This is a genomic window from Pelolinea submarina, from assembly GCF_003966975.1.
GTDB classification, from domain to species: Bacteria; Chloroflexota; Anaerolineae; order Anaerolineales; family Anaerolineaceae; genus Pelolinea; species Pelolinea submarina.
The window spans coordinates 3108138-3123212 of sequence record NZ_AP018437.1 but is presented as its reverse complement, the minus strand read 5'-3'; the positions used below and the strand labels follow the sequence as shown (position 1 = coordinate 3123212).

General features: G+C 49.0%; 15 protein-coding genes. 10 read left to right on the top strand and 5 right to left on the bottom strand.

Annotated features, from left to right (window positions below; genetic code table 11):
* Window positions 1-16: 16 nt before the first annotated feature.
* Complete coding sequence (locus tag Pelsub_RS13885) at window positions 17-1087, top strand: pyridoxal-phosphate-dependent aminotransferase family protein (RefSeq protein ID WP_116225638.1); 1071 nt, start codon at window positions 17-19, stop codon at window positions 1085-1087.
* Between the two features lie 493 nt (window positions 1088-1580).
* On the opposite strand, the gene Pelsub_RS13880 is transcribed toward Pelsub_RS13885, so the two are convergent.
* Entirely contained in the window at window positions 1581-3440 is a 1860-nt protein-coding gene (locus Pelsub_RS13880) for a S9 family peptidase (protein WP_158675127.1), read from the bottom strand.
* A gap of 74 nt (window positions 3441-3514) precedes the next feature.
* Entirely contained in the window at window positions 3515-4003 is a 489-nt protein-coding gene (locus Pelsub_RS13875) for a SixA phosphatase family protein (RefSeq protein WP_158675126.1), read from the bottom strand.
* A gap of 106 nt (window positions 4004-4109) precedes the next feature.
* Here Pelsub_RS13875 and Pelsub_RS13870 point away from each other — a divergent pair, with 106 nt between their 5' ends.
* The 3 genes from Pelsub_RS13870 (at window position 4110) to Pelsub_RS13860 (ending at window position 6340) form a co-directional block, all read left to right on the top strand.
* Window positions 4110-4478, top strand: a complete 369-nt coding sequence (locus tag Pelsub_RS13870; RefSeq protein WP_116225635.1) for a DUF6504 family protein — start codon at window positions 4110-4112, stop codon at window positions 4476-4478.
* 191 nt (window positions 4479-4669) lie between these two features.
* Window positions 4670-5059, top strand: coding sequence for an SHOCT-like domain-containing protein (locus Pelsub_RS13865; protein WP_116225634.1), 390 nt, complete (start codon window positions 4670-4672; stop codon window positions 5057-5059).
* Between the two features lie 6 nt (window positions 5060-5065).
* Window positions 5066-6340 (top strand): MFS transporter, encoded by a 1275-nt coding sequence (locus Pelsub_RS13860; RefSeq protein ID WP_116225633.1) that lies wholly within the window; start codon window positions 5066-5068, stop codon window positions 6338-6340.
* Here the strand turns inward: Pelsub_RS13860 and Pelsub_RS13855 are convergent.
* Window positions 6317-7006 carry a rhomboid family intramembrane serine protease gene (locus Pelsub_RS13855; RefSeq protein ID WP_116225632.1) on the bottom strand — a complete coding sequence of 230 codons (690 nt, stop codon included), beginning with the start codon at window positions 7004-7006 and terminating at the stop codon, window positions 6317-6319. The genes Pelsub_RS13860 and Pelsub_RS13855 overlap by 24 nt on opposite strands.
* Window positions 7007-7017: 11 nt before the next feature.
* Entirely contained in the window at window positions 7018-7596 is a 579-nt protein-coding gene (gmk, locus tag Pelsub_RS13850; RefSeq protein ID WP_116225631.1) for a guanylate kinase, read from the bottom strand.
* Window positions 7597-7718: 122 nt separating this feature from the next.
* Here gmk and Pelsub_RS13845 point away from each other — a divergent pair, with 122 nt between their 5' ends.
* Window positions 7719-8084: an FmdB family zinc ribbon protein gene (locus Pelsub_RS13845; protein ID WP_158675125.1), complete on the top strand. Its 366-nt coding sequence runs from the start codon at window positions 7719-7721 to the stop codon at window positions 8082-8084.
* Between the two features lie 22 nt (window positions 8085-8106).
* On the opposite strand, the gene Pelsub_RS13840 is transcribed toward Pelsub_RS13845, so the two are convergent.
* Window positions 8107-9384 (bottom strand): hypothetical protein, encoded by a 1278-nt coding sequence (locus tag Pelsub_RS13840; RefSeq protein ID WP_116225629.1) that lies wholly within the window; start codon window positions 9382-9384, stop codon window positions 8107-8109.
* 141 nt (window positions 9385-9525) lie between these two features.
* Here Pelsub_RS13840 and Pelsub_RS13835 point away from each other — a divergent pair, with 141 nt between their 5' ends.
* The 5 genes from Pelsub_RS13835 (at window position 9526) to Pelsub_RS13815 (ending at window position 15064) form a co-directional block, all read left to right on the top strand.
* Window positions 9526-10134, top strand: coding sequence for a TetR/AcrR family transcriptional regulator (locus Pelsub_RS13835; protein ID WP_116225628.1), 609 nt, complete (start codon window positions 9526-9528; stop codon window positions 10132-10134).
* A gap of 322 nt (window positions 10135-10456) precedes the next feature.
* Complete coding sequence (locus tag Pelsub_RS13830; RefSeq protein ID WP_116225627.1) at window positions 10457-12010, top strand: efflux RND transporter periplasmic adaptor subunit; 1554 nt, start codon at window positions 10457-10459, stop codon at window positions 12008-12010.
* Window positions 12011-12014: 4 nt separating this feature from the next.
* Complete coding sequence (locus Pelsub_RS13825) at window positions 12015-12698, top strand: ABC transporter ATP-binding protein (protein ID WP_116225626.1); 684 nt, start codon at window positions 12015-12017, stop codon at window positions 12696-12698.
* Between the two features lie 6 nt (window positions 12699-12704).
* A complete protein-coding gene (locus Pelsub_RS13820) occupies window positions 12705-13931 on the top strand; it encodes an ABC transporter permease (protein WP_116225625.1) in 1227 nt (408 codons plus the stop codon).
* 191 nt (window positions 13932-14122) lie between these two features.
* Window positions 14123-15064: a hydroxyacid dehydrogenase gene (locus tag Pelsub_RS13815; protein WP_116225624.1), complete on the top strand. Its 942-nt coding sequence runs from the start codon at window positions 14123-14125 to the stop codon at window positions 15062-15064.
* The last annotated feature ends 11 nt before the right edge of the window (window positions 15065-15075 follow it).

Here is a 15075-nt window from a genome sequence, read left to right as displayed (position 1 = left end):
TTATCCAGGAGGAAAAATGGCTCATATGTTTGTTCCCGGACCTGTGGATGTAGCCCCGGAAGTGCTGCAAGCCATGGCTCAGCCCATGCTGCCGCATCGCGGCAAGGAATACGAAGCGATCCACCGGCGCGCGGCTGAAAAAGCCCAACAGATTTTCTATACCCAATATCGTGTATTCATCGGCACTCATTCCGGTTCCGGTATGCAGGAAACCGGTATTCGCAACCTGGTTGAGAAAGACGTCCTGAGCTGCGTGAACGGTGCTTTCTCCGAGCGCTGGTACGACGTGGCCGTCTCCAACGGCAAATCCGCCGACCGCCTTGACTTCGAATGGGGCAAAGCCGTAGAACCGGATGCCCTGCGCGATGCGCTGAAAAAGAAGCATTATGAAGCTGTTACCATTGTTCACAATGAGACTTCCACCGGCGTTGAAAGCCCGCTGAAAGAGCTGGCCGCTGTTGTGCGCGAGGTCAGTCCTGACACTTTCATTTTGGTGGACGCCGTTTCTTCCCTGGCCGGCTCCAAGATTGAAATGGATGCCTGGGACGTGGATTTTCTGCTGACCTCTTCGCAAAAATGCCTGGCGCTGCCGCCGGGATTATCTCTGGCCGGTGTGAATGACCGCGCCATGGAGAAGGCCGCGAAAGTGCAAAACCGCGGTTGGTATTTCGACTTGCTGTTGATGGAAAAACATCGCGTTAAGAATTCCACCGCCATGACCCCGGTCATCCCGCTGGTTTACGCACTGGATTTCCAACTGGATCGTATTCTGGCCGAAGGGCTGGATGCGCGCTTCGCGCGCCATGCGGCCATGTCGCAGCGCGTTTATGATTGGGCGGAAGCGCACGGCATGACCCCTTACGCCGACGCGAGCTGCCGTTCCAAGACAGTCGCCACCATCGGCAACGACCGCAATCTGAACATTTCGGATTTGAACAAATTCCTGATGGAAAAGTACCAGATCCGTATTGCCAACGGTTACGGCGATTTGAAGGATAAAACCTTCCGTATCGCCACCATGGGCGAGACCTCCATGCAGGATGTGGATACACTGCTGGCGGGTATGGAAGCCTTCATGGCGCAGTAAGAAAAAACGTGAGAATTTGAAAAGAGGAGATGTTGTCATCTCCTCTTTATGTTTAAACGAAGCGCGTTCCCTTCGCAAACCAGCTTTACGAAAAGCATGTCTATATCTGTGTTTATCAAACCATATTAAGGCTTTTGCTTTTATCTGTGTCCATTTGTGGCAGACTCTTTCCCAGGTGTTCCTGCAGAAAATCCAACATGCTTGGGTAGTCGTTTATTTCCAGATGGAGATACCTTGAGTGTTTGCTCGGATCAATAGACCAAAGTTTGTTGATCGTGAAGGAGCCCCTCGATTAAATGGCAATAACCGGTGCAAAAAAAATGGTTGGCTTCGACACCCCACGCTTCGCTCTGGGCGGGTGCTCAGCCAACCTTAAAATGAAATTCGCTTACCTATCGCAAACCAGCTCTACAAAAAGCATGTCTACATCTGTGTTTATCAAACCATATTAAAGCTTTTGCTTTTATCTGTGTTCATCTGTGGTTAATTATTCTTACCGCAAGTGTTCCTGCAGAAAATCCAGCATGCTTTGGTAGTAATCCGCCACATTTTCCGGCTTGCGGAAACCATGCCCTTCACCTTCGTAAATTTTGAGCGTGCAGGGGATACCGCGCTGCGTGAGCTGCTCGTAGATCTGCATGGATTGGGAGGGCGCAACCACCCTGTCGCTGTTACCGTGAAAGAGGGCTACCGGATCCTGGATGCCATCGATGTGGAATATGGGCGAACGATCCACAAAGCGCTGGTAATCCTTATCAAAATTACCGGTCAAGAAACGATGATAAAACTTCTCAAATTTGTGCGTATGCTGGGCGTCGTCCACCAGATCGCCTACCGCGTAGCTGCAAATGGCCGCTTTGAACAAGCCCGGTTTCTGAATCAGGACATTCAGGGCGGTAAAGCCGCCCGCGCTGGAGCCTTTGATTACCAGTCTTTTGGGGTCGGCCAACCCGCGTCGTACCAGTTCTTCGGTAAAGTGCAGGGTGTCTTCCACATCCACAATGCCCCAGCTGTGCTTAAGCGCTGCCTGATATTGGTATCCAAAACCGCTGCTGCCGCGGTAATTAATGCGCGCATAGGCATAGCCGCGTGAGGTGAAGAAAGCCGCTTCGTTGGAAAAGCATAATGGGTCAATTCCGGTGGGGCCGCCGTGAATATCCAGGATAAGAACCGCTGGAGTTCCGGGCTGCTCCGGACCGGCCGGCGGGTAATAAATTCCATAAACTTCGCTGTCTCCAGTGGATTTAAAACGAATTTCCTGCGGCAGGCTGATGGCTTCCATGGAAACCCCGGCCAATTGGTTGGGGACTGCGCAGGTTAATCCGTGTGCGTCCAAGCGCCAGATTTGTTTGGGTGTTCGGGCCGTGCTACCCAGGAAAGCCAACACATCGCCGTTTTCATCCGCGGCGCAGTCCAACTGCTCCGCCCAGCAAACCGGGTCGATGGCTATTGGCTTGCTCTTGCCGGAGTGCAGGTTGACCTGCCACAGGCTGGTGGCGCCGTGGAAGTACAGCAAGTAGTAAATCGAGTGGCTGTCGCTTGACCAGGCGTAACTGCGCATGCCCTGCACCCAGGCCGGCTGCGCCAAATGGCCTTCCGCGCCCGGCAGCAGTACACGCCGCTGGTGATTTTTCGGGTTGTAAAGTACCAGGCTATCCCAATCGCCTTCGCGGCGGATATAGCTCAGCCATTTGCCATCCGGGGAGAATCGCGGCTGGCCGGCCGGGGCGCCTGCCTCTCCATCCAACCAGTTCTCTTCCAATAAACGCAGCTGCATTCCGCCCAACTTACCGAGCTTGACGCGGCCGGCAAACCAGGGCATATCGGGGTGGTTCCACTCGACCCAGGCAATCATGTCTCCGGAGGGGTGCCAGGTTGGCTGCATGTAAAAGTCCGCGCCCAGCGCCAACTGCACCGGCCAGGTCAGCCCATGCGTGCGGCAAATGGCTAAGCCGTTCGTTTCCTCTTGTTGGTAAACGTACAGCACCCAATCCCCGTGCGGGGAAAGGGCCGGCGCGGCTGCACCGCCCCAGGGGGGTGTAATACGATGGATGCTTGCGGATTCCAGCGGAGTAGAGCTGAATAAGCTGCCGCTGCTTTCAGCAAAGACCAAACCGGCGGTGTTTACGTCAAATTCTCCGCCGCCGTAGCCCACGTTTCCGCGCAGGTCGTATTCTCCGCTGAGAATTTGCGATGGACCGTCTGCGTCCAAATGCGCGAGGCTGCCGCGTCCATTGATAGACTCAATCCAAAACAGGCCGCACCCATCGGGGGTAAGGCGCACGTCATTAAACCGTTTGAGCTGGTTCAGAGTTTCTATTTGTATCGGGGAAGGAGTAGTATTGTTGTCCATATTCTTTTTATACTTCATTTTAAAATAAAAAAACCGCCGGTTTGACCGGCGGTGAATATCAATAAATCCGTTAATTAATCATCCTTTGGACGCCAAAGATTCTTTAGCTTGACTTCTTCTTCGCTGGAAAGATTGCTCCAATTATCAATTTTGGTTGCCAGATAGGCAATGGAACCCGTCGGAAGGCTTTCGACCTTGCCAGTCATAATCTGCAGGAAGGCTTCCAACCCGGGGTTATGACCTATGACCAGGACCGTTTTTTGCTTCTTGGCATGGTCTTTTACTACTTTCATGATGTCGGCAGGTTCGGCCATATATAAAGAATCCGAATACACAATTTCGGCTTCGTATTTACTTGCCTTGGCGACTATTTCTGCTGTCTTTTCAGCTCTGGTTGCAGTGGATGAAATGATAAGATCGGGGACCAGTTTTTTGCTCTTCAGCATTTTTCCCATTTTTTCAGCGTCTCGCTGACCGCGCTTCTTTAAAGGGCGTTCATGATCTGGGACATCGGAATCTTTCCAACTCGATTTTGCGTGGCGCATTAGTAATAATCTTTTCACGCTTTTCATCTCCTGGGACAATTTTGACGAAATTAGTATAACATAGAGGTATAAAACAGCTTTCATTCTTCCGTTAATAATTTGTTAAATAAACCGAGAGGAAATTGTGAAATCAACGGACGATAAATCGAAAAAATTCATTGATGAAGAAATCCAGGTGAGTTATCGGAAAGAACCGCTCCTGCCGAAGGTGCCGGTTTGCCCCGATTTTTTTGATTGGCGCGGGGAACGGTTTACGGTCAAAGTGCTGAATTCCGAATGGTGCGACCTGGCGCGCCGGGGCAACCAGGCCAATAACATGCGCCCGGCCCATTTGACGCGTGCAGAGAAGCTCGGTTCGTGGGGCAGCGGGCGTTTTTATTTTTGCGTCGAAACCACAACAGGCAGGATTTTCGCGCTTTACTATGACCGCACACCCCGCCGCGGTGACGGAGGCAATGGCAGTTGGGTTTTATTATACGAATTGCAGGATTAAAAGGGGTAATTGGTCAAACGACTTTCAAATTTAGCAATGATATAATGCAAAAGCGAAGTTTGAAAATGAATCTATGTTTTCAGAAATAATCCTGTGGATTAACTGAAAATACTGAAAAATACGGCCGGAACAGACCATTATTATTACTTTCCCGCGGTATGCGAAGAAGTAAATTAGGCGAGAGGTATTGAATGAGTGAAGATGAGCGGATGATGATTTTGAAGTTGCTCAAAGATGGAAAAATTACAGCAGATGAAGCGGCAAAATTGCTGGAAACCATCGAAAAAACTGATCCTAAGAAGAAAACAAAAGTTGTGGATGAACCTGAAGTTTTCAAGGGGTCGGGCAAATTCTTCAGAGTCAAAATTACAGATGCAACCAATGGAAAAGTCCGTGCAAATATCCGTATTCCTCTCAGCGTGATGGGCGCCGGTGCTAAATTTGGAGCGCATTTTGCCCCTCAGATTGACGGGATTGAAAGTGAAGAATTGATGCGGGCAGTTCGTGATGGGGAAGTGGGGAAAATTCTTGATGTGTTCGATGATGAAGATAACGAACATGTTGAGATTTATATTGAATAATCGCAAATGAATCGCAGCCCTGTTGCTGGTTGGAAAAAAACATTTTTCATAATCTGGTTCGGCCAAGCGTTTAGCTTATTTGGCAGCGAATTGGTGCAGTTTGCGCTGGTTTGGTATTTAACAAAACAGACCGGCTCGGCTTCAGTTTTGGCAATGGCCTCTTTTGTTGCGCTGCTGCCGAAAGTATTTCTTTCCCCATTTATCGGTGCCTTAATAGATCGTTGGAATCGCCAGCGCGTAATGATTTTTGCCGATCTGGCCATTGCCTGTTTTACCCTAATTCTGGTACTGGTATTTTGGCTGGGTGAGGTACAGATTTGGCATATCTATGCCATTATGTTTATGCGCGCGCTTGGCAGCAGTTTTCATTGGCCGTCCATGCAGGCATCCACCTCGCTGATGGTTCCCAAAGAAAAATTATCGAGCATTTCCGGCTGGAACCAGACGCTGCAAGGCGCCATGGGTATTCTTGCACCGATGGCGGCCGCGCTGCTTTTGGACGTACTGCCGATGCAGGGCATTCTGGCAATTGACATCATCACAGCCTTTATCGCAATTACGCCGCTGTTGTTTGTCACCATCCCACAGCCGGTTCAAATTTCCGATCAACCCATCCTGTCCGGAGCGCGCGATTTGCTGCGCGATGTAAAGCAGGGTTTCCAATACCTGAGCCACTGGAAAGGCATGCTCTATCTGATCGCCATTGCCACTATCCTGAATTTTCTTTTAAATCCCGGCTATACCTTTACCCCGCTTTTGGTAAAAGATTACTTCAATTTGGGCGCGTTTGAACTCAGCTTAATAGAAGCGATGTTCAGCATTGGCATGATTGCCGGCGGATTGGTGTTGGGCGCATGGGGCGGGTTTAAAAAGAAGATTCTCACCATCCTGGTCGGCATTCTGGGGGTTGCTTTCAGTACGGCGCTCATTGCTGCCGCCGGGGTCAATCAATTCTATTTGGCGGTTGTGGGCATGAGTATATCCGGGTTTATGATGCCTATTGTGAACGGCCCTTTCTATGCCGTCCTGCAAACACACGTAGAACCGGATATTCAGGGACGCGTTTTTACATTGGTGAGCAGCCTGGCGACCGGTATGATGCCGATCAGCATGCTGGTGGCGGCACCGGTAGCGGAATGGATTGGCATTCGCGGCTGGCTGGCCTTGGCTGCGGCCGGATGTTTTTTGATTGGCGCAAGCGGGTTTTTTATCCCGGATCTAATCAATCTGGAAGATTCACAATACCGGTCTGAAAAATTAAGCCATCAAGATCTTGGCTAAAACCAGCAAGAGTGCGGTTAGGGCAGCACCCAACCCAATCATACGCGGATTTTTGGGATGGGCAATAACCACATTCCCAAAGGTGATGGTGGAGTCGATCCCGTAGGTTGGGCCGGCAAACCAGGCATAGAATAAACCGCCCAGTAAACCGCCCAGATGGCCCCAGTTATCGATTCCGCTGGTGGAAAGGCCAAACAGCAGGTTAATCACAATTACCACTATCACGTTAACCAGCAGCGGTTGGGCTGCCTGGCCTAACAGGAATCTATTTTTGTAGATGTACACACCTTGTGCGGCAATCAGACCGAAGATAGCGGTGGATGCGCCCAGGGAAGGGTTGGCGGAGAATAAAAAGGACGCGGTGTTGCCCCATAAACCACCAATCAGATACAGGGTAATGAAGGAAATCGGCCCATAACGGCGTTCCAATCCGGGACCGACTGTATATAACGCGTACATATTAAAAGCGATATGCAGAATGGAACCGTGCAGCAGAAGCGGTGTAACCAACCGCCAGATTTCACCCTTGAGGATGAACTCGTTGATTTTGGCGCCATATAGCAGGGGAAAATCGTAACCGAACAGCATCTTGGACAGCTGCTGCAGCAGGAAAAACGCAACCGTGATTGCGATGATATAGTACGAGATAGGGTATTTTCTTTTCATAAGATTTGGGGTTAGAGTTTGATTTTGCGAGGCTTGGCACGTAAATGTTCAGCGGTGATAATGGCTTCGATCATTTGCACTGTTTGGGATAATTTATTCTGTTCGTTGACGACCAGATAATCGAACTCGCGTGCTTTGACCAGCTCATCCTTGACAGTCATGATGCGTTTGTCCAGGTCTTTTTCGTTCCCCAAGCGCCGGCCGCCCAGACGTTTATACCAATCATCCTGGTTGGAGGGCAGCAGAAAGATGGAAATGGCCTGCGGATAAATCTTCTTGATTTTTTCAGCGCCCTGCACGTCCAGGCGCAGGACAACATCTTTGCCGCTATCCAGCGCGTCTTGAATCTGAGATTTTGGGACACCTTTGTAATCATCATAGACATGCGAATATTCAATCAATTCATTGTTCGCGATCATGTCTTCGAACTTTTCACGGCTTACAAAGAAGTAATCCACACCTTCCTGTTCATCCGGGCGCGGAGCGCGCGTATTAACAGTAACAACGTGATGAATGAGTGAATCGCTGTTTTTCATGGCACGCAGCACGGAGTCTTTTCCCACTCCGGAGGGTCCGGAAATGACAATCATTAAAGGGTATTTATCCAGAATATCAAAATTAACAGAAAGTTTATTCAAATTCGCTCGATTATGGTTTGTATAAGTTTGCTATGATTATAATAGAAAACCTTCCCATCCAACCGGAGGCAGGTGTGCCAGCTTACGAATATATCTGCGATAAATGTCACCAATCTTTCAGCCTGCATATTTCATACGCGCAATACGGGCATGTGGCGGCTGCCTGCCCGCACTGCGGCAGCGAAAAAGTGACGCGCCGCATTGGCAAGGTGCGCGTATCCCGATCCGATGACTCCCGTATGCAGCAATTCACTGATCTTGCGGATGAACGAAAAATGGAAGATATTGATAAAAACCCGGCCGAGATTGGCCGCATGATGCGCCAAATGAGCCAGGAAAGCGGAGCGGAAATGGGGGAGGAATTCAACGAGGTAGTAGATCGGTTGGAACACGGCCAGACCAGCGCGGATTTGGAAAACGACCTGCCTGACCCGGAATAAAACGAACCCCGAGTTTTACAGCCTAATACGCGTTAACCACTTTGGATAATTGATCGTAAGAAGAAAATGAGCTCATTTTTTTGATGAAATCCGCCAGGCTGGACGAACGCGCACGTAAGGAACGCACCGCGCTGCCAACCGGATCCTCACCGGCGGCACTGTATTCCTGATCGGCGTACGCGCCATGAAAGGCGAAATATGCCTGGTTCAATTTGCGAATGGAAAAACCCTGACTCCAAAATAACTGACGCCTTTCCTCCATGTAACTTTCAGCCTCGGTGATTTGCCCAGCGGCCAGGAGCTCATCCACGTGCACGCGTGTCTGGTACATTTCCTTGCGGAAGTCAACGTTGACCCATCCGCCGGGCGGCGGGCTCTCCACAACGTATTTTGCCTCGTACGTCTTATAAGGGGTATTGGGGGTGTCGAGCAGGTCGGCATAAAAATAGCGCGTAACAGCCTGACTGATCTCTTCACCGGCGATGGAAGCGGTAGTCTCGTTCATCGTACGCAGCTCCGGTGAGCTGGAATAGCGGATTCCTAAAGGGCGCAGGTTCAGGTAATTATGCGTCCACTCATGCGCGACGGTTTCGATCAGGTAGGAAATGCTGCTGGTACGGATGACCATGGTGGGGTAAGTACCCACTCCGCCGACATCCACCACCAGGGCGGAGTAGTCACTGTCGGCTTCAACCTCATCCTCCAGGGCATTCATTTCATCCAGGCTCATATCTGCGCGCAGGGAAACACTGGCAACTTGTTCAATCACGTTCCGCTGCGAAATAATCAACTCTTTAGGCAGCTCGGTGGAGTGGTAAAGAACCGGGGGAAAGGGCTGTCTCAAACTGGTGAGCCCAAGGCGGTCCAATGTAATGGAAATTTGTTTCTGGATGACGGCTTCGGCAAGCGATGATTGTTGGTCCAGTTTCTTCTGGTTGGACTGCAGCTCAACTTGCATGGCGGTTGATTCCAGTTTGGGATCTTCTACATCCGGATTGGTATAGAGCTTCTCAATCTCATTTTTCAGCTCTTCATTATCCTTTAGCAGGGTAAAGTATCCTTTAATAATTTGACGATCCTGGTAAAAGCTTGAATAATGGCTAATGCCTAAACTTGCCACAGCAGATTTATTCCAAAAAGCACCCACAGTCCAGGCAAGATAATCGAATTCATATGGACGTGTAGCCGGACGGATGACATCTTCGGGATTTACCGGCTGCCATATACTGGTGGTTATCAGCAGTAAAACCAGGCAGGAAGCTGCTGCGAAATTAAGGGTTCGAATGACCTTTTGCATCATAAGATTCGGCCTAATTATAGCCGTCTGCGCAAATACTAAAATATTGTAATTATTATTAATGAATTGTTTACATGTTTCTTTATATTATCCGATATAATATATTGTATAAAATATACGTAAGAATAATAATAGGATTAAGAGATGGCTAGACCAAAAAACACACCTGAAAAAATTGAGCGAATGCGAAATTCAATGATGGATGCTGTAATCTCTTTACTCGATCAAGTACCTCCAGATAAAGTCAGCATCCGGATGATAGCGGAAAAAGTTGGTGTTTCTCATATGGTTTTCTATACATACTTTAAAGACCGTGATGAGATTATGGATGTACTGGTTGAGCGGGAGAAAAACCGTATCAATGAACATTTTGCCGGAAAACTCAGAGAAACCCAGACTGTTCCTACAAAAAAAGTTATGGAAGAACTCATTCTGGAATATACCCAGACAGCGCGAGAACACCCGAAAATTTTCCGCCTGTTTTGGCTGGATCCGGTAGAAGGCGCCACCACCCACTCGGAAAAATTTTCTCAACTGGATGATAGCCTGACCAGCTTGGGTAAAATCTTGAAAGCTGGCATGGATAAGGGCGAATTTAAGAAGAAAGACGAACGTCTGGCAGCTTCCACAGTGATGGCGATTATCAATGGTCCCATAATTATGGAGCAATGCAAAAAAATGCCTCAGGATATTAAATGCGAAGAACTATTGGAACAAATTACCAGAGCGATTTTTGCATATCTTGAGACATAGGCCTGAGATTACAAATTAAGCTGCGATCTATACCAATTAATAATAAAAATGCCCTGTTAGATCAGGGCATTTTTGTTTAAGGATTTCTTATTTATTATTAAGGTTCTCTGTAATCTTTTTGATATATTATTTGTTTTTGTGTAAAGTTACAAAATTGTGATGGTATTGTAAGAATGCCTTAAGTAATTTTTCCTAACCTGTAGATAAGCATTGGATTAAATGCCGACCGCAAATTCCGGTTCTGGCGGATTAATACGGAAGCTTTTTACAGGTTTCATCCGTATATAGGTAAAGATAATAATAGTAGAACAGAGGAATCGGAATGGTCAAAAAGGATAATGAAGAACTAAAGAAGAAGAAATCGCCAAAAGAGGTTGTCGAAAAACCTGTAAAAAAAGTACAGGAAAGCGAAAAGAAGAGAAAATTCAGCCTTAAAGGTATCTGGCAGTGGATAATGGGAGTTTGGCATTGGATTCTTGCCAAACCGATTCGCTGGATTGCCATCCTCGCACTGCTGATAATTGTCGTTTTTGTTGCCAATAATCAAAGCCGTGCACGAAAGACGGCAATGGATGAGTATCAGACCGTGAAACTGGAACGCAGTGATATGGTAGTCATAGTAGGCGCGACCGGTATTGTAGAAGCCAACCAAACTGCTGACCTGGAATGGCAGACAACCGGGCGGGTAGAGAGCGTTAATGTTGCTGTGAACGACCGCGTGAAAGCGGGGGATATCCTGGCGGATTTGGCGGATAACACGCTGCCTCAATCGGTCATTCTGGCACAAGCCGATCTGGTTGATGCTCAAAAAGCAATGGAGGATTTAATCAACTCTAACACAGAAAGCGCGGAATCTTACAAAGCGCTGCTGGAGGCTGAACAAGATCTGCGCGATGAGGAAGATGATCGCGACCAATGGAATTATAACGATGCGAATATTGATCGCGTCAATGAATTCAGGGCTGACTTTATTGCCAAGGAAGAAGAATATAAGATTTATAAGGCAGCCTACGAAGCTGTGAAGAATCTTCCGGCTGACGATCCTAAACGGGTGAAAGCCAAACAGGAAAGAGATGACGCCAAACTGGTACGGGATAAAGCACTGCGCGCATTAAACTACCTTTTGGGAAAAGCATATGGACAGCAAGTTGCTGAAGATTTTGCCGATGCCGATATTGCCCAAGCAAAGCTGGACGATGCCCAACGAGATTGGGACAGAGTCAAGAACGGCGCAAATGCGGATGACATCAGCGCGGCAGAAGCTAAAGTTGCCGCTGCGGAAGCCACGGTATCTTTGGGTTGGATTGAAGCACCTTTCAACGGTACGGTTACTCAGGTTGATCCTAAAGTGGGTGACCAGATATCTTCCGGTACACCGGCATTCCGCATCGATGATTTATCCGAGTTGAATGTAGATGTTCAGATTTCAGAAGTGGATATCAACAAGGTTGTTGTCGGTCAGGAAGCTGAATTGACTTTTGACGCCATCAGCAGCAAGACTTATACCGGTGAGGTGACAGAAGTAGCCAAGGTTGGCGAAGATACCGGTTCCGGCGTTGATTTCACTGTTACACTGCGGATCGTTGACCCGGATGAGGAAGTCCGGCCCGGTATGACCGCAGCTGTAAATATCATAGTGACCGAGAAGAAGGATGTGCTCGCTATCCCCAGCCGGGCAATACGCACCAGCGAAGGAAGGCGGATTGTGTATGTAATGCGTGGCAGTTCCCTGACAGCGGTTGACATTGAAGTCGGCGCGATGTCCGACACCAGTGTCGAGGTTGTTTCAGGTGATGTTAGTGAAGGAGATCTAATTATATTAAACCCGCCGGCATCCATAATGGACGCCAACGGGCAGCCAGCATTCACGAGGTGAAATCATGTCCAAGAAAGGGAAAGCAATCGTTGCGAAAGATCTGACCAAAGTGTATCAGATGGGGGAAGTGCAGGTACATGCACTGTGCGGCGTGTCAATAGAGATTAAGCATGGTGAAGTGGTCGCGATCATGGGGCCGTCGGGCTCCGGCAAATCAACGTTGATGAATATCATCGGTTGCCTTGACCGGCCTACATCCGGAGAATATTACCTGGATGGAGAACTGGTCTCAGGTATGAACGATGACCAATTGGCGCTGGTTCGCAACCGTAAGGTGGGTTTTGTTTTTCAGAATTTTAATTTGCTTTCCCGTTCGAGTGCATTGTTGAATGTGGAATTACCGCTGCGCTATGCGGGGCAGCGCGAAAGACAACGTGAACGCGCAGTAGTTGCGCTGGAAGCAGTGGGTTTGGCTGATCGTATGGACCATAAACCCATGGAATTATCAGGCGGCCAGCAGCAGCGTGTGGCATTAGCGCGCGCTATCATCAATGATCCTGCCATTATTTTGGCGGATGAGCCTACCGGTAACCTGGATTCGAAATCCGGTAAAGAGATCTTAAGTTTATTGCTGGATATGAATAAAAAGAAAGGGACAACGTTGATTATCGTCACGCATGATCCCGGAATCGCTGAGGAAACGGAGCGCGTGATCCGGCTGTATGACGGCCAGGTTGTGGATAGTTAAAAAAATATGGATATCGTTTTAGCGTTAAAAGAAGCTTTGGAAAGCCTGAACGCAAATAAAATGCGGGCAGGGCTGACTATTTTGGGCATTGTCATTGGCGTTGCCGCTGTTATCGCCATGCTGGCTGTTGGCGCCGGTGCGCAAGATACCATCCTGGGTTCTATCAGCGGTATTGGAACAAACTTATTGTTTGTCTTTCAAGGTAATACACAGGAAGATGTACGCAATGAACAGCCGTTGACAATGAATGATGTCAACGCGATGAGTGATGTTTTCCAGGCACCGCATGTGCAGTCGGTTGCGCCGATGGTTTACGGCAATACCACGGTTACCTACGGTGGTGAAACCGCCAGTCCTGAAATCTATGGTGTCACTTCTGAGTTTGCAGTGGTATCCAATTACAACATGATTGAAGGCAGTTTCATTTCGGACGAGAACGTCAATGGCCGGGCTTCGGTGGTACTGCTGGGGCCGGATGTGGCCGATAAACTATTCGGCCGCCGGACCCTGATCACCGGAGAAACCGTCCGTGTGGACGGACAGCCTTTTCGCGTGATCGGTATACTGGAATCCAAAGGCGGCGGATCCTTCGGCAGCCAGGATAATGTCATCATCGTACCGATTACCACGGCGCGGGTGCGGCTGCTGGATCGCGACCGCGACCAGGTGGATCTCGTTTATGTGCAGGCAATGGATGCTGAATCGGTCCCCGCTGCCAGCGAGGAAGTAGCCCAGATTCTGCGCAGCCGGCACCGCACGGAAGTAGGTTTGGATGATTTCACCATCTATACCCAGGAAGACATTCTCTCGGTAGCCGGGACGATCACCAGCGTATTAACGATCTTCCTGGGCGGAATCGCTGCCATCTCGCTGCTGGTTGGCGGGATCGGCATTATGAATATCATGCTGGTTTCAGTAACCGAACGCACCAGGGAAATTGGTCTGCGCAAAGCCCTGGGCGCGCGCAAGGCGGACATCCTGCTGCAATTCCTGACCGAATCCTCGCTATTGAGCCTGTTCGGTGGATTGATTGGCATTATTGTGGGTTGGTTGATTGCGATGGCGATCGGCAAAATTGCCACCGCCAGCGGAACCCCGTTCAACCCGTCGGTGGGTATTAATGCGATCCTGTTGGCGACCATTTTTTCAACGGCAGTAGGTTTATTCTTTGGCATTTACCCAGCCAACCGGGCGGCCAATTTGGAACCGGTGGAAGCTCTGCGGTACGAATAATCTTCTCTGGTGTAAAAAACCTAACTTAAAAAAAGACAAGCGCAAAAAAACGCTTGTCTTTTTTGTTTAGAAAAAACGGTTGCAAGCCGCTGGTAATTCAAGTTAATTGACTATGCAAATTTGGAAAGCATTGCTTACGACAGTGAGAATCGGTTAGAATTAGCCTGAAAAAACTTCAGGAGGTAGTGTCGATGGAACCCTGGCGTGTATTGGTTACAGACGGATTACAGGATACCGGTATTAGCATTTTATCGAAAGAAGCTCAGGTGGATGACCATAAAGGCATCTCTGCCGAAGAGCTATTGAAAGAAATTGGCAATTATGATGCATTGATAGTGCGCGGGCGGACCAAGGTCACCAGCGAAGTAATTGAAGCTGGAAAGAAATTGAAGGTAATCGGACGGGCAGGCGTTGGGGTGGACAACATCGATACGGCTTATGCCAAAGAAAAGGGCGTTATCGTTGTGAATGCTCCCACTGCCACAACCACGGCTGTCGCAGAATTAGCCATGGGCATGGTTTTTGCCCTGGCGCGTGAGATTCCCCGCGCAGATGCATCCATGAAACGAGGCGAATGGGCCAAGAAGGAATTCGAAGGTGTAGAACTTTACGGAAAGACCCTCGGTATCATTGGCTTTGGCCGCATTGGCTCGACCGTGGGCCAGATGGCCGCGGCGGTTGGCATGCGCATTATGGCCTGCTGCCTGTTTCGCATTCCCGAAACCATCCGCATCATCGGCGGTGAGCTGTTGATGATGGACGATATCATCGAAAAATCCGATTTCATCACCATTCACACACCCCTATCCGACGAGACGCGCGGCATGATCAACGCGGAAGCCTTCGCACGCATGAAAGATGGCGTATATCTGATTTGTACAGCGCGCGGCGGCATCATTGACGAAAAAGCCTTATTGGACGCGTTGAATTCTGGGAAGGTAGCCGGAGCTGCTTTGGATGTGTTTGAGACAGAACCTCCCGTTTTCAAGGAGTTGATCAATCATCCCAAGGTCATTGCAACCCCGCATATGGCCGGACAGACCAACGAAGCGCAGCGGCGTGCCTCCATGGACATTGCCAAAGAAGTGACAGCTGCTTTAAAAGGCGATAAATTGCATTGGAAAATTGTCTAAAGAATAGAAAT